At 63.4% G+C, this 18,465-nt stretch carries 15 protein-coding genes; 7 read left to right on the plus strand and 8 right to left on the minus strand.

Going from position 1 to position 18,465, the window contains the following annotated elements; all coding sequences use genetic code 11:
- Window positions 1–35 precede the first annotated feature (35 nt).
- Window positions 36–1,607: a glutamine-hydrolyzing GMP synthase gene (guaA, locus tag P3G66_RS08510; RefSeq protein WP_007727510.1), complete on the minus strand. Its 1,572-nt coding sequence runs from the start codon at window positions 1,605–1,607 to the stop codon at window positions 36–38.
- A 367-nt stretch (window positions 1,608–1,974) separates the two neighbouring features.
- Between guaA and P3G66_RS08515 the strand changes: the two genes are divergently transcribed.
- Together P3G66_RS08515 and P3G66_RS08520 are read left to right on the plus strand one after the other, a co-directional pair.
- Entirely contained in the window at window positions 1,975–3,744 is a 1,770-nt protein-coding gene (locus P3G66_RS08515; protein ID WP_081557615.1) for an Ig-like domain-containing protein, read from the plus strand.
- Between the two features lie 51 nt (window positions 3,745–3,795).
- Complete coding sequence (locus P3G66_RS08520) at window positions 3,796–5,553, plus strand: Ig-like domain-containing protein (protein WP_058039025.1); 1,758 nt, start codon at window positions 3,796–3,798, stop codon at window positions 5,551–5,553.
- A 69-nt stretch (window positions 5,554–5,622) separates the two neighbouring features.
- Here P3G66_RS08520 and P3G66_RS08525 read toward each other — a convergent pair whose 3' ends face one another.
- The 3 genes from P3G66_RS08525 to guaB all read right to left on the minus strand — a co-directional run bounded on the left by P3G66_RS08525 (window position 5,623) and on the right by guaB (window position 10,241).
- On the minus strand, window positions 5,623–7,377 hold the full coding sequence (locus P3G66_RS08525; RefSeq protein ID WP_276116388.1) for a GMC family oxidoreductase: 1,755 nt from the start codon (window positions 7,375–7,377) through the stop codon (window positions 5,623–5,625).
- Between the two features lie 173 nt (window positions 7,378–7,550).
- On the minus strand, window positions 7,551–8,690 hold the full coding sequence (locus tag P3G66_RS08530; protein WP_003940976.1) for a GuaB3 family IMP dehydrogenase-related protein: 1,140 nt from the start codon (window positions 8,688–8,690) through the stop codon (window positions 7,551–7,553).
- Window positions 8,691–8,717: 27 nt separating this feature from the next.
- On the minus strand, window positions 8,718–10,241 hold the full coding sequence (guaB, locus tag P3G66_RS08535; RefSeq protein WP_003940903.1) for an IMP dehydrogenase: 1,524 nt from the start codon (window positions 10,239–10,241) through the stop codon (window positions 8,718–8,720).
- Between the two features lie 243 nt (window positions 10,242–10,484).
- Between guaB and P3G66_RS08540 the strand changes: the two genes are divergently transcribed.
- The gene (locus P3G66_RS08540) at window positions 10,485–10,889 is read left to right on the plus strand and encodes a DUF5319 domain-containing protein (protein ID WP_003940777.1); all 405 of its coding nucleotides are present in this window, start codon (window positions 10,485–10,487) and stop codon (window positions 10,887–10,889) included.
- 102 nt (window positions 10,890–10,991) lie between these two features.
- Here the strand turns inward: P3G66_RS08540 and P3G66_RS08545 are convergent, their stop codons facing one another.
- The 3 genes from P3G66_RS08545 to P3G66_RS08555 all read right to left on the minus strand — a co-directional run bounded on the left by P3G66_RS08545 (window position 10,992) and on the right by P3G66_RS08555 (window position 13,486).
- Window positions 10,992–11,921: an anti-sigma-D factor RsdA gene (locus tag P3G66_RS08545; protein WP_047270198.1), complete on the minus strand. Its 930-nt coding sequence runs from the start codon at window positions 11,919–11,921 to the stop codon at window positions 10,992–10,994.
- A complete protein-coding gene (locus P3G66_RS08550; protein ID WP_003940953.1) occupies window positions 11,914–12,492 on the minus strand; it encodes a sigma-70 family RNA polymerase sigma factor in 579 nt (192 codons plus the stop codon). Before P3G66_RS08550 ends, P3G66_RS08545 begins: the two co-directional genes overlap by 8 nt.
- A 175-nt stretch (window positions 12,493–12,667) precedes the next feature.
- Entirely contained in the window at window positions 12,668–13,486 is an 819-nt protein-coding gene (locus tag P3G66_RS08555) for a hypothetical protein (protein WP_065352180.1), read from the minus strand.
- A 648-nt stretch (window positions 13,487–14,134) separates the two neighbouring features.
- Between P3G66_RS08555 and P3G66_RS08560 the strand changes: the two genes are divergently transcribed.
- The 4 genes from P3G66_RS08560 to P3G66_RS08575 all read left to right on the plus strand — a co-directional run bounded on the left by P3G66_RS08560 (window position 14,135) and on the right by P3G66_RS08575 (window position 16,758).
- Complete coding sequence (locus P3G66_RS08560) at window positions 14,135–14,431, plus strand: WhiB family transcriptional regulator (RefSeq protein ID WP_003940939.1); 297 nt, start codon at window positions 14,135–14,137, stop codon at window positions 14,429–14,431.
- A 165-nt stretch (window positions 14,432–14,596) separates the two neighbouring features.
- Complete coding sequence (locus tag P3G66_RS08565; RefSeq protein WP_007728616.1) at window positions 14,597–15,262, plus strand: fasciclin domain-containing protein; 666 nt, start codon at window positions 14,597–14,599, stop codon at window positions 15,260–15,262.
- Between the two features lie 88 nt (window positions 15,263–15,350).
- A complete protein-coding gene (locus tag P3G66_RS08570; RefSeq protein ID WP_007728615.1) occupies window positions 15,351–16,019 on the plus strand; it encodes a sigma-70 family RNA polymerase sigma factor in 669 nt (222 codons plus the stop codon).
- A gap of 1 nt (window position 16,020) precedes the next feature.
- Window positions 16,021–16,758: an anti-sigma factor gene (locus P3G66_RS08575; protein WP_070162775.1), complete on the plus strand. Its 738-nt coding sequence runs from the start codon at window positions 16,021–16,023 to the stop codon at window positions 16,756–16,758.
- A 74-nt stretch (window positions 16,759–16,832) separates the two neighbouring features.
- Here P3G66_RS08575 and groL read toward each other — a convergent pair whose 3' ends face one another.
- On the minus strand, window positions 16,833–18,443 hold the full coding sequence (gene groL / locus P3G66_RS08580; protein ID WP_003940715.1) for a chaperonin GroEL: 1,611 nt from the start codon (window positions 18,441–18,443) through the stop codon (window positions 16,833–16,835).
- Window positions 18,444–18,465: the final 22 nt, after the last annotated feature.

Genomic DNA, 18,465 nt, shown 5'->3' on the forward strand with positions numbered 1-18,465 from the left:
AACCGCGGGGGGTTAATAAAGGCGCACAGTTGTTTTTACTCCCACTCGATAGTTCCCGGCGGCTTGCTCGTCACGTCGAGGACTACGCGGTTCACGTCCGCAACCTCGTTGGTGATTCGAGTCGAGATGCGCTCGAGGGTCTCGTACGGCAGACGCGTCCAGTCCGCGGTCATCGCGTCTTCACTCGAGACCGGACGCAGCACAATCGGATGACCGTACGTCCGGCCGTCACCCTGCACGCCCACGCTTCGGACGTCGGCGAGGAGAACGACCGGGCACTGCCAGATGGTTCCGTCCAAGCCTGCAGACGTAAGCTCTTCGCGCGCAATGGAATCTGCCTGACGCAAGATCTCGAGGCGATCGCGGGTGACCTCACCGATGATGCGGATACCGAGTCCGGGACCGGGGAACGGCTGGCGTCCGACGATCTCTTCCGGCAGGCCGAGTTCGCGGCCCACTGCACGGACCTCGTCCTTGAACAGCAGACGCAACGGTTCGACCAACTTGAACTGCAGGTCTTCCGGCAGCCCGCCGACATTGTGGTGGCTCTTGATGTTTGCAGTTCCCGTGCCGCCGCCCGACTCCACGACATCCGGGTAGAGCGTGCCCTGGACGAGGAAGTCGACGGTCGCACCATGAGATGCGTTCTCGCCCAGAACATCACTGACTGCGCCTTCGAAGCTACGGATGAACTCGCGGCCGATGATCTTGCGCTTGGTCTCGGGATCGGTGACGCCTGCCAACTCACCGATGAAGGTGTCCGCGGCATCCACGGTGATCAGACGAGCGCCGGTTGCCGCGACAAAATCCTGCTCGACCTGCGTGCGCTCACCGGCTCGCATCAAACCGTGATCGACGAAGACGCATGTCAACCGGTCGCCGATTGCGCGCTGAACCAAAGCCGCAGCGACAGCGGAGTCGACGCCACCGGACAGACCGCAGATGGCGTGTCCGTCTCCGACCTGCTCGCGAACCTGCTCGATCAGCGCATCGGCGATGTTCGACGCCGTCCACGCTGCCGGAATACCGGCAATCTCGTGCAGGAAGCGGCTCAGGACCTGCTGACCGTGCGGGGAATGCAGAACCTCAGGGTGGTACTGCACACCGGCGAGCTTGCGGGCGCGGTCCTCGAACGCCGCGACGGGAGCACCGTCGCTGGTCGCGGTCACCTCGAAGCCGGAAGGCGCTTCGGTGACGGCGTCACCGTGGCTCATCCATACCGGCTGCGTCGAGGGAAGACCGTCGTGGAGCAATCCGCCGGATACCGCGATGTCGGTACGGCCGTATTCGCGGGTACCGGTCTCGGCGACGGTGCCGCCCAGGGCGCCTGCCATTGCCTGGAATCCGTAGCAGATTCCGAAAACCGGAATGTCGTGATCGAACAGTGCGGGATCAAGCTTGGGAGCACCGTCTGCGTAGACACTCGAGGGCCCACCCGAGAGCACAACAGCCAAGGGGTTCTTGGCCACGATCTCCTCGACGGTCGTGGTGTGCGGAATCACCTCCGAGTAGACCTTGGCTTCGCGAACTCGCCGTGCGATCAACTGCGCGTACTGCGCCCCGAAGTCGACGACAAGAACTGGTCTCTGCTGCTCGATATCTGCCACAGGTGCAGTCTAATCGCCGCAGCCAGCGCTTCTGCGCATGCATGGACTCAGCCCGCTACTCGGCCGAGCGAGCGCGAGGTACGTCACTACAAAGGCCGCCCCTCAGAACTGCGCGGCGACCTCGCGCGGATCTAGACCACCGTCCAGGTCAACGGCGCCCCAATCACCCGCACCTTAGCTTCGGCAATCAATTCGGCAGCATCACCGCAGGCCAGAGCCCGAAATGGACGAAGGGTGAATTTTCTGGACGTTTGACCGATTCGCCTGAACCAAACGTCCAGTAAAGGTAATCTCGCCCGTCAAGTGATCAGGATCACGATCGCAAACGGCCGGCGCCGCCGAACGGCGCTCACCTCGAGGAGGACCTGTGCGTCGATTCATACGACGACTCGCCATACCTGTCGCAGCTGTGACGGCTGCCGCCGGACTTCTAGTCCTCGGCACGCCGGCCACTGCTGACGAAGCCCCGCCGACCACTTTCACCGGCACGACCGACAACCTGATCTTCACGAAGAGTGTCATCGGGAACGCGGCAGTTCACCCAGGCGACACCGTCACGTACAAGACCGAGATCAAGCACAACGAAAGCGGCATCGAACGGTCGATCGCAAAGATCCGTGACATCCCGCCCGCAGGATTCGTCCTCGTGCCGGGCAGCGCCAAGGCCACCTACCTGGGTGTGACCAACCGGGCCACGATCACCAACGAATCAGACGGCGGAGTCTCCGCGAAGTGCTCGAGCGGCTGCACCTTCCTGGTCGGTGGATTCGTCGTCAAGAAGAACCAACCCGTCACACTGGAAGCGACCTACACGGTCCCCGTCGGCACAGCATTCGGGACGTACGACAGCGGCATGCTCTTCGACGTCAACGCCTTCAGCACACAGCAGGGCCTCAACCCGATCAACGTCAACGTCCAGGTAGTCGACCCGTCTGTCGCCACCGGAACCACACTGGTTGCACCGGCAACGGCGAAGGTCGGCACGCCGGTCGACCTGACCGCGACAGTTGCGCCGTCCGACGCGAGCGGCACCGTCCAGTTCAAGGACGGCGGCAACGACATCGGCTCACCGGTCCCGGTTTCGGGCGGTAGCGCCACCCTCTCCCACACTTTCGACAGCGTCGGCGCCCACGACATCACCGCCGCGTACAACGCCGGTCCGGGATTCCACAGCTCGACCTCCGGAGTCCAGACCGTCGACGTCTCCGCGGACACCACCACCACGATCTCGGCCCCGAACGCCGCGCTGGTAGGTGACAGCATCACCGTGAGCGCTGTCGTCACACCGGCAAACGCCGTGGGCACGGTGCAGTTCAAAGACGGCGAGACCAACCTCGGCGCACCGGTGGCTGTAGTCAACGGGACGGCTTCCCTGACCCGCAGCTACGACGCTTCGGGCACCCACAGCTTCACCGCAGTGTTCACCGGCGAGGCCGGTTACGGCGATTCCGTCTCCACCGCAACCCAACTCGACGTCAGCGATCCCGACTGGGGAACCACGACCACAGTTGTCGAACCACTCACCGCTGTTGTCGGTGAACCGACCAACCTCTCGGCCACCGTCTCCCCCATCCCGAGCAGCGGAACCGTGACGTTCAAGGTCGACGGCGCCGAGGTCGGTACCGCACCGGTCGGCACGGGTGACGGCGTCGCGATCCTCCCGCACACCTTCGCATCAGCGGGCGCTGCAGCCGTGACGGCAGAGTTCTCCGGCGGAACCGGATTCATCGGCTCCACGTCCACGTCGTTCACTGTGAACGTCACCGATCCCGAACCCGCCCGCGCCGACACCACGACGTCTCTGACCGTCAGCGGCTCGGCTCAGGTCGGAAAGGCATTGCAGCTCAAGGCCACCGTCGCACCCGGAACAGCAAACGGAATGATCCAGTTCAAGTCCGGCACGACGCCCATCGGCGCACCCGTTGCCGTCGTCAACGGCGTCGCGACACTCACGCACACCTTCGACGACGAGGGAACGTTCGGCCTCACTGCCAACTTCGTCGGCGACGCCGGTTGGAAGAACTCCGTCTCCGGCCCGACGGTCGTGCAGGTCGGCACCGCACCGACCGACGGCGGCGGCACCGGAAGCGTGGACACCGGTTCGCTCAGCGGCCTCATCCCGCTCTTCGGAAGCTAGTCCCCCACATCAGCTTTGGACACCACTCCCGTACCCAGCTCAGGAGAATCCATGTTCGTGTACTCCAGACGTCGCATCGCGGCGCCGATCGCCGCCACGGCACTCGCCAGTGGCGTCATCCTCGCGGGAATCCCCGCATCAGCGGCCCCCGTGACAACAACCTTCGGCACGAGTTGCCTGGCAACCCCGTCCGCTGTCGCCGGTCCGACCACGCAGTCACAGTCCGGCTCGGTCATCGTCGACGCACCGGAATCCATCGGCGCCGGTGAAACCTTCGAGGTCACCATCCAACCCGGCCCCATCGCCTTTCCCGGCTCCGCTTCGGGGGCGACCGTCCAGAACGTCTCCCGCATCAAGGTCGACGTCGACGTTCCTGCGAACGCCACCCTGGTGGAAGCCACCATCGTCCCCGGCACTTCGGCGGGGCTCAGCGGTGTAGCGCCGAACATCCTGCGCGTCAACGAGAACGGCAACGTCGATCCCAACGGAACGATTCTGCGCCTCTCCGGAAACAACCAGGTCATCGGAAACAGCCCCAGCTCGAGCATCAACTCCGAGGGCGGCATCGTCGTCAAGGCGACCGGCAAGAACGTCGATGGTTCCAACAATGCCGACGGCTACACGCAGTTCCAGCTCCCCCAGGTCAAGGCAGTTCTCAAGGCCGGCGATTCAGGGGACGTCGCGATGAAGGTACGCACCGGCGGCAGCGCGGGAGCGTGGAACAACGATCGCAACTTCCTCACGTTCCTCCCCAAGGCCACCCTGGTCATCACCGCCTGGGCACCCACGCGATGCACCCCGCGTGACGCCGAGAACGGTCCGCTCAACAGCGGCGCAGGCCCCCTCGCCACGACGCGGATCATCGAGGCGGACAAGGCAACCACCACCACAGTCGTCGGACCGGCCAACGCCAAGAACGGAACTCCCGTCACCCTGTCAGCCAACGTGAGCGGCGGCGCAAACGGTGGAACCGTCCAGTTCTTCGACGGCGACAACCCACTCGAGGACGCCGTGCCGGTAACCGGAGGGTCGGCCAGCATCTCCCCGACCTTCACCGAGGACGGACCGCACTCCATCACCGCGAGCTACAGCGGAGCCCCTGGGTTCCTGGCGTCGACGTCGGCGTCGGCCAAGATCGTGACCGTCACGACCGATGCACCGCCGGACGCCGTGACCACTACCGCCACGGTGTCGCCGTCGACCGCGAAGGTCGGACAGGACGTCAACCTGACTGCCAAGGTCGATCCGCAGGGTACCGGCGGCACCGTCGATTTCATCGTCGACGGCACCGAAACGGTCAGTGCTCCGGTCGGAACCGACGGAGTTGCCGTCGCTCCGTACACCTTCACCTCGACCGGAACGCACAAGGTTGTCGCGAAGTTCACGGGCTCACCAGGATTCGCGCCGTCCGCTGCCCCGGCATTCCCGGTCAGTGTGACGACGCCGGCTCCGGCTGACGTCGAGACGACCACGATTCTCGACGCCGTCGGAACTGTTCAGAAGAACACCCCGGTGACGCTCAAGGCAACGGTCGATCCGTCCGGCGCCACGGGCAAGGTCCAGTTCAAGGTCGGTGACACCCTCATCGGTGGACCGGTCGACGTGGTCAACGGTGTCGCAACGGTACCGGCGACGTTCTACAACTCCGGGACCTACAGTGTCACCGCCGAATTCGTGGGCGCTTCGGGCTACACGGCCTCCGCATCCGCGCCGCAGACCCTGACCGTCCCCGGCGATACGGACGGCGGGCCCGGAGGCGGGACCGGCAGCCTCGACCTCGGCACTCTGTTCGGGTCGCTAGGAGGCTGACACTCTGAAACAGAGATGGGGCGTGTCGTCGAATCCTCGACGACACGCCCCATCTTCGTTCGCGGCGAACTATCCGGCTGCCGGCTCCGCCGGAACAGCGGTAGCTGTCTTGCCGCCGGTGATCTTCACGATCGGCAGGACCAGCGCGGCCGGAGCCGACGCCGGCACCACAGGCGACTTGGGTGCAATCGGAGCCAAACGCTCGTAGCCGCTGCCCTGGGCGGGACGCAGGTCGGTCTCCCCCTTGTTCGGCCACAGCGAGGCCGAGCGCTCGGCCTGAGCGGCAATGGTCAGCGACGGATTCACACCGAGGTTGGCCGAGACCGCTGCGCCGTCGACGACGCTGAGCGTCGGGTAGCCGTACACGCGGTGGTACGGATCGATGACGCCGTGATCGGAATCCGACGCGATAGCGCAACCGCCGAGGAAGTGCGCCGTCAGTGGAACGTTGAAGATCTCGCCCCACGTGCCGCCCGCGACGCCGTCGATCTTCTCGGCAACTCGACGCGTCGCCTCGTTGCCCTCCGGGATCCACGTCGGGTTCGGCTGACCGTGGCCCTGCTTGCTGGTGACCTTGCGTCGACCGAACAGGCCCTTCTTCGTGTACGTGGTGATGGAGTTGTCGAGGTTCTGCATGACCAACGCGATGATCGTGCGCTCACTCCAGTCCTTGACCGTCAACATGCGCAACATCTGGCACGGATTCTTCGCAACCACACCGAGGAACTTGATCCATCGGGGCGTCTTGCCGCCGCCGTCCGTCATCAAGGTCTGCAACAGGCCCATCGCGTTCGATCCCTTGCCGTAGCGGACCGGCTCGATGTGGGTGTCGCTGCTCGGGTGGAACGACGAGGTGATCGCCACTCCGCGGGTCAGATCGAGTGCGGGATCGACCTTGTACTTGCCTGCACCGACAATGGATTCGGAGTTCGTTCGAGTCAGCTCGCCGAGCGTGTCGGAGAGCTTGGGCAGCGCTCCGGTGTCCTTCATGTCGAAGAGCAGATGCTGAGTGCCCCACGTTCCGGCCGCGAGAATGACGTTCGCAGCCGTGTAGGTGCGGCGGTTCTTTCGTCCGAATGCACCGGTTCGCTCGGTGAACACGTCCCACGAACCGTCGCGAGCCTCACGAAGCCCGGACACGGTGGTCATCGGAATGATCTCGGCGCCGGCTGTCTCGGCAAGGCCCAGATAGTTCTTGAGGAGCGTGTTCTTCGCTCCGTGACGGCAGCCCGTCATGCACTCGCCACACTCGATGCAACCGGTGCGCTCGGGTCCGACGCCGCCGAAGTACGGGTCCTTCGCTTTCTTGCCCGGCTCACCGAAGTAGACGCCGACAGGGGTCTGGATGAACGTGTCGCCGACGCCCATGTCGTCGGCGACCGACTTCATGATCTCGTCAGCGGGCGTCATGTGCGGATTCTGCACGACGCCGAGCATCTTCTGAGCCTGCTCGTAGTACGGGGTGAGCTCGCTTCGCCAGTCGGTGATGTGCGCCCACTGCTTGTCCTGGAAGAACGGCTCCGGCGGCTGGTACAGCGTGTTGGCGTAGTTCAACGACCCGCCGCCGACGCCTGCGCCCGCGAGAATGAGGCAGTCGCGCAACAGGTGCACGCGCTGAATGCCGAAGCACCCCAGCTTCGGAGCCCAGAGGAACTTCTTGAGATCCCAACTGGTCTTCGCGAAATCTTCGTCGGCATACCGTCGGCCGGCTTCGATGACGCCGACCTTGTAGCCCTTCTCCACGAGACGAAGCGCGCTCACGCTTCCGCCGAACCCGGATCCGACGATCAGTACGTCGTAGTCCGTTGCCCGTTGCTTGCCCATCAGGACACCTCCACCGTGAACCGTAGTTACCCGCCAGTATGCACCTATCCCTTGTGACTACCACCACAAGGGGCCCCATAAGCGTAACCGCAAGTATCAGGAACGGAAGAAAGTCCTGCACAACGAACTGTGGCCCCGGTTCACGAAGAACCGGGGCCACAGAAAGGTACAAACTACGCGCGGACTGTCAGCCCGACCTTCTGGAACTCCTTGAGATCGGAGTATCCGGCCTTCGCCATCGACCGACGGAGACCACCGACGAAGTTCAGCGAACCGTACGGATCGTCCGAAGGGCCGCTCAGAACCTGGTCCAGACTCGGACGCTCACCATAGGAAACCGGAAGAAGTGCTCCACGCGGAACCGAAGGATGAGCCGCAGCGGACGGCCAGTACCAGCCACCACCCGGCGCCTCGGCGGACACGGCCAGCGGCGTGCCCAGAACGGCAGCGTCGGCACCGCAGGCGATGGCCTTCGCCAGATCACCCGAAGTTGCGATGTCACCGTCGGCGATGACGTGGACGTAGCGTCCACCCGTCTCGTCGAGGTAGTCGCGCCTGGCTGCTGCAGCATCGGCAATGGCCGTGGCCATCGGAACGCCGATGCCCAGGACCTCACCGGTGGTGGTTGCACCCTCGGTAGACCCGTACCCGACGATGACACCGGCAGCGCCGGTACGCATCAGGTGCAGCGCGGTGCGGTGGTCACTGACCCCACCCGCGACAACCGGAACGTCGAGTTCCGAGATGAACGTCTTGAGGTTGAGCGGTTCCTGCTCGGTGTGCACGACGTGCTCGGCCGAGATGATCGTGCCGTGGACGACCAGGAGGTCGATTCCCGCCTTGATCAGCTCCGGCGTCAGTGCGCGCGCATTCTGCGGGCTGACGCGAACGGCAGTGGTGACCCCCGAATCACGGACCTGCGCCACCGCAGCTGCCAGAAGACCGGCCTGCAGCGGAGCCGCATGCAGCTCCTGCAGGTAGCGGATGGCCGCGTCGACGCCACCGTCCTTCTCGGCGATCTCGACGAGACGCCGGAGCTTCTCCTCGACATCGGGGTGACGGCCCCACAGGCCTTCACCGTTGATGACACCGAGGCCGCCGCGCTTACCCAACTCGATCGCGAAAGTCGGCGAGACCAACGCGTCGGTGGGATGTGCGAGGACAGGAATGTCGAACCTGTAAGCGTCGAGCTGCCAAGCAGTCGACACCTCCTTCGACGAACGAGTTCGCCGGGAGGGAACGATGTTCACATCGTCCAACTCGTAGGTACGTCGGGCCGTTCGACCCATGCCGATCTCAACGAGGTCGCGCACGCGCGCCCCTTTCTCGTGTACTGGTTGCTAACGAGCGGTGTAGTTGGGTGCTTCGACAGTCATCGTGATGTCGTGCGGATGGCTTTCCTTCAAACCGGCCGCCGTGATCTGGACGAACTGAGCGTTCTGCAGGTGCTCGATCGTCGCCGACCCCGTGTATCCCATGGCAGCGCGCAGACCACCGGTGAGCTGGTGCGTCACCTGCGAGAGCGGGCCACGGAACGGAACACGTCCTTCGATGCCTTCCGGAACCAACTTGTCCTCGGAAAGTACGTCGTCCTGGAAGTACCGGTCCTTGGAGTACGACTTGGCCTCGCCACGCGACTGCATCGCGCCGAGCGAACCCATTCCGCGGTAGCTCTTGAACTGCTTGCCGCCGACCAGAATCAGTTCGCCGGGCGATTCAGCGGTACCGGCCAGGAGTGAACCCAGCATGGCCGTCGACGCACCTGCGGCAAGAGCCTTCGCAATGTCACCGGAGAACTGGAGTCCACCGTCTGCGATGACGGGCACACCGAGAGGCTTGCACGCGGCAACCGCTTCCAGGATGGCCGTGACCTGAGGGGCACCGACACCGGCGATGACGCGGGTGGTGCAGATGGAACCAGGGCCGACTCCGACCTTGACGGCATCGACGCCGGCTTCGACCAGTGCCAGAGCACCCGCGCGCGTAGCGACGTTGCCACCGATGATCTGAACCCGCTCGCCCAGTTCACGCTTGAGCTTGGCGATCATGTCGAGAACGTTGGACGAATGCCCGTGCGCACTGTCCACCACGAGTACGTCCACACCGGCATCGGTGAGCGCCATCGCGCGCTGGAAGGCGTCATCGCCGGCACCGACTGCAGCGCCGACGAGCAGTCGACCGTCACGGTCCTTGGTGGCGTCGGGATGCTGCTCGGTCTTGACGAAGTCCTTGACCGTGATCAGACCGGTGAGCTTGCCGTTGCCGTCGACGATCGGCAGCTTCTCGATCTTGTGCCGACGAAGAAGGCCCAGTGCCACGTCAGCGGTGACGCCTTCCTGAGCGGTGATCAGGGGCATCTTGGTCATGATCTCCGCGACCGGGCGATTCTGGTCGACCTCGAAACGCATGTCCCGGTTGGTGACGATGCCAACCAGCTGGCCGGCGTCGTCGGTGACAGGCAGACCCGAGATGCGGAAACGAGCGCACTTCGCATCGACCTCACCCATCGTGTCGGTCGGCTTACACGTGACGGGATCGGTCACCATGCCGGCCTCGGAACGCTTGACCGTCTCGACCTGTCCTGCCTGGACCTCAACCGACGAGTTGCGGTGCAGAACACCCATGCCGCCGGCGCGTGCCATCGCAATTGCCATGCGTGACTCGGTGACGGTGTCCATCGCAGAACTGACCAACGGAATCCGCAGACGGATGTCGCGGGTCAGTTGACTGGACGTGTCGACCTGGCTCGGGATGACGTCGGACGCAGCCGGCAACAGCAGCACGTCGTCGTATGTCAGTCCCAGCATCGCGACCTTGTTGGGGTCGTCTCCTCCGGTGTGTACATGTCCTGCAGAACTACTCATGCGGTCAGGACCCTCCATGGACCTAGATTCGCCCAGGGCGACCGCTGTAGCAGCCGCCTCGAAACGGATTACGAAAGCTGGATATCGGATAGAAGGCGCCTGCACGGAAAGAAATTCCTGGCACCTTTTCCCGGCGTTGCACACCATGGTATCGGCTCACTCAAAGGTCCGAACCATCCCACCCACGCTGCGTGTACGCGTAACAAGTGGCGCTGACCCCCCTGACCTGCGTACCGTGGTGCTGTGCGTGATCAACTGCCCCCCGGTCTGCCGCCAGATCCCTTCGCCGGCGACCCAGCTGACCCCTCCGCGGCTCTCGATGCCATCGAGCCGGGCCAACCACTCGACCCCCACGAACGCCAAGCGGTCGAGGAGGATCTCGCTGACCTCGCTGTTTACGAGGCACTCCTCGCTCACCGCGGTATCCGCGGTCTCGTAGTCTGCTGCGAGGACTGCCAACAGGATCACTACCACGACTGGGACATGCTGCGCGCAAACCTGCTGCAGCTGCTCGTGGACGGAACCGTCCGCCCTCACGAGCCTGCCTACGACCCGATGCCTGAGGCATATGTCACGTGGGACTACTGCCGTGGATACGCCGACGCGTCGATGAACGAGGCGATGCACGGCGACGGTTTCGACAGCTGAGCGAAACCTCACCCAAGCTCATACGAAAGTGGCCGACAAGCAATTGCTTGTCGGCCACTTTCGTATGAATTCAGATCGGAACGATGCCGATCAGAGCGGGTCTCAGGGCGGCGGTGACGAGAAATCACCGGACGGCGACGAGGCAGGCGCCAGAGACGTCGTCGTCGTGGTGGTGGTCGTTGTCGTCGTGGTTGTCGTCGGCAACGAGGTCGGAGGCGTCGAGGAAGCCGACGTCGGCGGCAACTGCAGCTGCACTCCCGGATCTGGTTTGGTCGAACTTGTCGGTTCGCCAGGTCCCTGAGGATTGAGCGGTTTGACCGAGGAGCCCGGAATTGCCGTGATCGAAGTGGTCGGGCCGGCCGGCTGACCACTCGTCGGCGGCGGCGCTACAGGTGACGTGGTCTCCTGGACCTGCGTCATCAACTTGCCCCAACGCTCGACGAGGTCGGTCTTGTCCTGCGAGTCCTTGACCGCATCGGCACGGTGAGCTGCGTTGTCCAGCACCATCTTTGCAGCAGGAATGTCTCCGGCAGCCAACAGCCGCTCGGCCTTTTCCAGCTCGGAAGTCGTGTCGATCTTCGCAACTGTCGAGTTTGCCTCGTCGGCGAAGACGACCTGCTTGACACCCCACAGGGCATCGCCGGGCTGGGCGTCGTACGCCATCGCCGTCGCGCCACCGAAGACCACTGCTGCAACAGCTGCAGCGGCGGCGATCGGACGAACCACACGCAATCGAGAACGGGAACGTGAACGCTGACGATCGGAGAAGCCGGACGGCGTCGCTGTGATTGCAGCGATGACATCGTCCAACAACGGACCCTCGGGCATCGGAGTCGCAACGACATCGTCACGCCATTGCGAGAGGATCAACGCAAGTTCGTACTGTTCGGTGCTATCGGTTGCTACCGGCCCACCATTCGAAATGGATTCGATCAGCGCATCGTCACGCCGAACCGCAGCCAAATCCACTGGCGTACCGTCGTCGGCGAGATCACCGAGATTCGAAGCGTCATGCCCCTCGTCTCTAGCCAAAGCTCTCACCTGCTTTCGTCACTTCTTTTTTCAGTTTCGCGATCGCTCTGTGCTGAGCGACTCGTACAGCTCCGGCGGTACTACCGACGGCGACGGCCGTTTCCTCGGCCGACATCCCGACCACCAGGCGAAGTATCAAGATTTCTCGATGCTTCTCCGGAAGTGTGCCGAGAAGTTCGTGCATCTGTCTGCTGGACTCCGAATCGAGAGCTCGCTGTTCGGGACCATCATCCAGTGCTATTACATCCGGTACTTCGGAAACGGGCTCCGACTTGTTACGGGCGGAGCTTCGATGTGCGTCCGCAACCTTGTGCGCGGCAATTCCGTACACAAAGGCCATGAACGGGCGTCCCTGGTCCTGATAACGCGGCAGCGCGGTCATCACGGCCAGACAGACTTCCTGTGCGACGTCGTCAGCGGACAGGTGTCCTCTCTCGGCCGCACCCACTCGACCGCGGCAGTAGCGCACCACCATCGGTCGGATGTTCTCCAGAACCAAAGCTAGAGCTGTACGGTCGCCCTGCGCAGCAGCGGCGACCGCGGTGTCCAACTCATCGCTCGTATTTGTCATCGTCAGCGAAAATCCTGGCGTTACAGTGGCACCTCCCGAGCGGGTGTGCTCCCGCTCTCAGCGGAACCCTCTAAGAGTAACCATCCGGACCGACTGGTCTCCGCATACCTGCCCAGCAGTCGCGATATCGATACAGCTCCTTCTGGAATGTTCTCCGGAGACTTCGGTGGCGTGGTTACGACAAAGGTAGGAGTGATCCACCACGCATCGCAATCAGATCGCCGATCTCCCGGGCACTCGGTGAGGTTCTCTCACCACTGACACCTTCGATCAACAGAGACGACGCCCAGGCCAGGGGCAGCAGGCCGTATTGCCGGCACCGCGCGAACACATCTGCTGCCATCTTCACGGCTGCGCTCGCGTCGGTTCCGGTCAGCGCGGCGCTACGCAGCAGATCCGACTTCACGCGGTGCCGCACAGACTCCGATTCCGCTGACAATTCGACGGCGCGTTCTGCGTGTCTGCGGGCACGAGCGAAGTCGCCTCCCGCCAACGCCAATTCTGCGGAGACCCATTCGATCCGAATTTCCTGCCGCCACAGCCCGCCCTCGGCATCCAGACGCGCCCGACATTGCGCCAGCAGGCGCCAGCCGAGCGGGAGCCTGCCACAGCCGAGGGCGTCTGCGGCCAGACCGGTCAGAGCGTCACAGGCAGCCTCTGGATCACCTGCCAGGCCGCCGACGATCGCCAGTGCGCGCCCGTCCCACGTGGACGCGAGTGCATGGCGTCCGCTCTGGCGAAGAAACGACGCCCTCGTGCTGGCAGACAGAGAGGCAAGAACTCGATCCGAGTGCGTCGAGAACCCGGCCGTGAGCCGATCGAGGACATCCAATGCAGCCCGCGCTCTTGCGTAGTGGCCCTGACCACCCAGCACTACTGCCGTTGTCCACCAATCTCGGGTAGAGCAAGGCGCCGGGAGGCGGTCGAGATCCGGATCCGCACCGAACGCGGCAGACTCGAGGGACCCTGGAAGTGCAGTTGTTTCGTTGGGCACAGGTGATTGAGGGCGCGCAGGTGTCGACACAGGTTGATCATCGCAGCAGCACGAGCAGACATTCGCACGACCGGCGTCACACCAACGATGCCAAAAGTCGCACGAAACACGAAAAGGCAAGTTTGTCGGAGTTAATCAGATATTCAACTGAGATTTGCCAAATGTACTCGTAATGATATTTAACGGGCATATATCCGTGACGTTAACTGCGCATTACTTATTGGACGGATGTCCTAGTTGAAACTTGGGCACTAAGTCCCGAAATGGAGTGCAACCCCGCCCACGCAATATCGGACAAATGACGCAAACCGAGCCGAATGACCGAGTGATTTCGCCGGGCGATCAGCCTCGAACATATCCCTGATCTGTAGGTTTCGCATCTCGAGCAGCCAGGCTTGCCGGCCGCCACCTCGATCGACTCAATTTCGACATCGGCGCAGAACAACGCACGAGGGGCCCGAAATGTAAATATATACTTCGTTAACTCTCGCATTTCGATATATGCCGATCGCCACTGAACGAGCCTATTGACGCGATTTACTCAGCACCCTTACGGTTAGCAAGCGTGAACGATTCAGAAGGCCCGGATAACCTCCGGGCAACTTGGTCCGCTCGTTGATCAACGCGAGCTTGCAGTAAGGAGTCAACATGCCTGCACCGAATCACCTTCCAGGCCCCAACGCAGACATCTGGGACTGGCAGATGCACGGTCTGTGCCGCGGAGTCGACTCCTCCATGTTCTTCCATCCCGATGGCGAACGCGGTAGAGCACGTGCCCAGCGCGAAACCCGCGCAAAAGAGATGTGCCGTCAGTGCCCGGTCCTGATGCAGTGCCGCAGCCACGCGCTGACCGTCGCCGAGCCGTACGGCATCTGGGGAGGAATGTCGGAAACCGAACGTGAACTACACGCGCGCCACCGTCGCACCACCCGCATAGCTTCCTGATACACGTAGGGAGAGCGCACTAGGCCCCCGAGAGTTTTCGGGGGCTTTTGCGTGTGGACGGGACACCGTCGAAAAGAATTTCCGACACGACCCATCCGACCGACGCCCGCCTCCGAATGCCTTCTGACAGTGCACCTCAGCACATCCCTTCAGGAAGGCAGACCCATGAACACCTCTACTCGAGTTCTGGCAGTCACCGCAGCAGCCTCTTTCGCCGTCTTCGGCGTGGTCGGTTGCTCCTCCGACGACAACGATTCGTCGACCGACACGTCCAGCGCCGCCATGACGTCTTCTGCCATGGGATCGAGCATGTCTCCCAGCAGCGCGATGGCGGAGCCTGCTTCTGATCTGGTCGGTGCCGGTTGTGCCGACTATGCAGCTGCAGTGCCGAGCGGCGCCGGATCGGTCAGCGGAATGGCCCAGGATCCGGTTGCCACAGCGGCGTCCAACAATCCGTTGCTCACCACCTTGACCGCGGCGGTCTCCGGCCAGCTCAACCCGGACGTCAACCTGGTCGACACTCTCAACGGTGGCGAGTTCACCGTCTTCGCACCGATCGACTCGGCATTCGCCAAGATCGACCCCGCCACGATCGACAGCCTCAAGACGGACAGCGCCACGCTGACCAAGATCCTCACCTACCACGTGGTTCCCGGCCAGATCGCCCCTGACGCGATCGACGGAACTCACCCCACCGCCGAGGGCGGAACGGTTACCGTCACCGGATCCGGTGACAACATCAAGGTCAACGACGCAACTGTCGTCTGCGGTGGAGTCAAGACCGCAAACGCCACCGTCTACCTCATCGATTCGGTGCTGATGCCGCAGTAGTCCCCACCTGCTGTGCGCCTTTATCAACCCCCCGCGGTTAATAAAGGCGCACAGCGGCCAACGGCGGGCCAAGAGAAAAGAACCGGACATGCACGCTACGGTTGTACGCGATGAAGCGAGACAACTCTTCGTGAGCGAGCCAGACCATGCGTCGGATGCGGCCGACGCATGCCCGACGGACAATTCTGCGGCCCGCACCGCGCGAATCGCGGAATCACGCGAGCTGGCGGTGATCCTCGCGAACGTCGCCGGTGGCGACCAGAGCGCCTTCGCCGAGTTCTACGACCGAACCAGCTCCCGTGTGTACGGCATGGTTCTTCGTGTACTCCGTGATCCAGGCTTCTCAGAGGAAGCGGTCCAAGAGGTCTACCTCCAAGCCTGGAAATCAGCCGACAGCTTCGACCCCGCCAAGGGGTCCGCGCTCTCCTGGCTCCTGACACTTGCTCACCGGCGCGCAGTGGATCGCGTGCGCTCCGAACAGTCGAGTTCGGATCGACAGGCTCTCTACGACACCACCAATGCCACTCCCGAGTTCGACGTCGTCAGCGACGAAGTGACACGAAGAGACGAGCATCGTGCTGTCACCGACTGTCTCGAAACGCTGACGGACACTCAGCGCCAATCGGTGACTCTCGCCTATTACGGCGGCCGAACGTACCGCGAGGTGGCCGAAGATCTCGGCGTGGCGATTCCCACGATCAAGTCGCGAATTCGCGACGGACTACTGCGCCTACGTGGATGTTTGGGGGTGATGTGAGATGGACGAAGAGCTGATCGACTACGCGTACGCCTACGCGATCGATGCGTTGGACCTCGACGAGCGCCGTGAGGTCGACAAACGACTTGCCGCTTCGGACTCCGCGACCCGCGCCGAATTCGACGCCCAGGTCCGGCTCACCGCCGAAACCATGGCCGCGATGACCGTCGTCGACGCCGTCGAGCCCCCGCCGTCGCTGCGCAGCAGCGTCCTCGCCTCGATCGCAGAACAGACCGCGGCTCCCAACGCCCCGGTTTCGCTGGCCGAGCGTCGTAACCGTCGACGCCCGTGGACCATGGCTCTTGCGGCGGCCGCCGCAGTCGCAATCCTGGTCGGCGGCATCGGAATCGGACGCACGCTGTCCGACAACACGCCGCCGCAGAACCCCGCGTCCGAAATCATGGCAGCACCCGACGTTCATGCCACGACGCGTGAAATCCCGGGCGGCGGTAGTGCCACGACGCTGTTCTCGCCCTCCGAAGACGCCGCAGTCCTCGTGATGAACGATGTGACTCCCCCGAGTCCGGATACCGTCTACCAGATGTGGCTGGTGCCGGGCGACACCGACGACACCACGATGATCCCGATGGGGACGATGGCTCCGGGCGACGTCAAACCCACTACCCAGGTGGTGCTCGACGGCATCGGTCCGAATACGAAGTTGGCGTTCACTGTCGAACCGCCCGGCGGATCGCAGCAGCCGACGAGCGAGCCGTTCGCAACGATCCCGCTCATCTGATCGCCAGACGAAAAAAGATCCCCCACCGGAATCCGGTGGGGGATCTCTTCTTTGTCGAAACTACGAGCAGCGAGTCAGTGGCTGTGACCGTGTCCGGTGTCGGCAACTTCCTCGGTCGGCTTCTCGACGACGGCGCTCTCGGTCGTGAGGATCATGCGCGCGACGGAAGCGGCGTTGACCACTGCCGAGCGAGTGACCTTGACCGGGTCGACGACGCCGTCGGCAAGCAGGTTGCCGTAGGTGAGGGTGGCAGCGTTGAAGCCTTCGCCCTTGGTCATCTCGGCGACCTTGCTGACAACGACGGAACCGTCGATGCCTGCGTTGCTGGAGATCCAGAACAACGGAGCGTTGAGGGCTTCGCGGACCACGGCAACGCCGGTGGCCTCGTCACCCGTCAAGCCGAGGTTCCCGATCAGAGCCGTACCGGCCTGAACGAGAGCCGATCCGCCACCGGGGACGATGCCCTCGGAAACTGCTGCCTTGGCTGCGTTGACCGCATCCTCGACGCGGAACTTGCGTTCCTTCAGATCGGTTTCGGTGGCTGCGCCGACCTTGATGACGGCCACGCCGCCGGACAGCTTCGCCAGACGCTCTTCGAGCTTCTCGCGGTCCCAATCCGAATCGGTGTTCTCGATCTCGCGACGCAGCTGCGCAACGCGGGTCGCGATGTCGTCAGCGGTGCCTGCACCGTCGACGATGACCGTCTCGTCCTTGGTGACGACAACGCGGCGAGCGCTGCCGAGCAGCTCGAGGCCGGCTTCCTTGAGCGAGAGGCCGACGTCGGTGTTGATGACGGTGCCTGCCGTGACGACTGCGAGGTCGTCGAGGAATGCCTTGCGACGATCACCGAAGAACGGCGCCTTGACGGCGACGGCCTTGATGGTCTTGCGGATGGAGTTGACCACGAGGGTGGAGAGAACTTCACCCTCGACGTCCTCAGCGATGATCAAGAGCGGCTTGCCGGATTCGGCAACCTTCTCGAGCAGCGGAAGGAAGTCGGGAAGTGAGCTGATCTTCTCGCGGAAGAGCAGGATCAGCGCGTCTTCGTAGACGGCCTTCTGCGCATCGATGTCGGTGACGAAGTAGGGCGAGAGGTAGCCCTTGTCGAACTGAACACCTTCGGTGACAACGAGTTCGGTTGCAACGGTGGAGGATTCCTCGACCGTCACGACGCCGTCGGTTCCGACACGGGTGAGTGCCTCGCCGACGAGCTTGCCGATCTCTTCGTCACGCGAGGAGACGGTGGCGACCTGAGCGATCGACTTCTCGCCCTCGACGGGGGTGGCTGCGGCGAGCAGTTCCTCGACGACCTTGTCGGCTGCGGCGTTGATGCCGACGCCGAGAGCCATCGGGTTCGCGCCCGCTGCGATGTTCTTGAGTCCGCCGCGGACGATGGCCTGGGCCAGAACGGTCGCGGTGGTGGTGCCGTCGCCGGCAACATCGTTGGTCTTGGTGGCGACGCTCTTGACGAGCTGTGCGCCGAGGTTCTCGAAGGGATCTTCGAGCTCGATCTCACGGGCGATGCTCACACCGTCGTTGGTGACGGTGGGGCCGCCGAATGCCTTGGCGAGCACGACGTGGCGTCCACGCGGGCCCAAGGTCACCTTGACGGCGTCGGCAAGCTTGTCGACTCCGGCTTCGAGAGCGCGGCGTGCGGTCTCGTTGAACGCAATTTGCTTGGACATCTGTTCTGTCAGCTCCTGAATC

The sequence above is a fragment of the Rhodococcus sp. C3V genome, assembly GCF_029269915.1.
GTDB lineage: Bacteria > Actinomycetota > Actinomycetes > Mycobacteriales > Mycobacteriaceae > Rhodococcus_F > Rhodococcus_F qingshengii.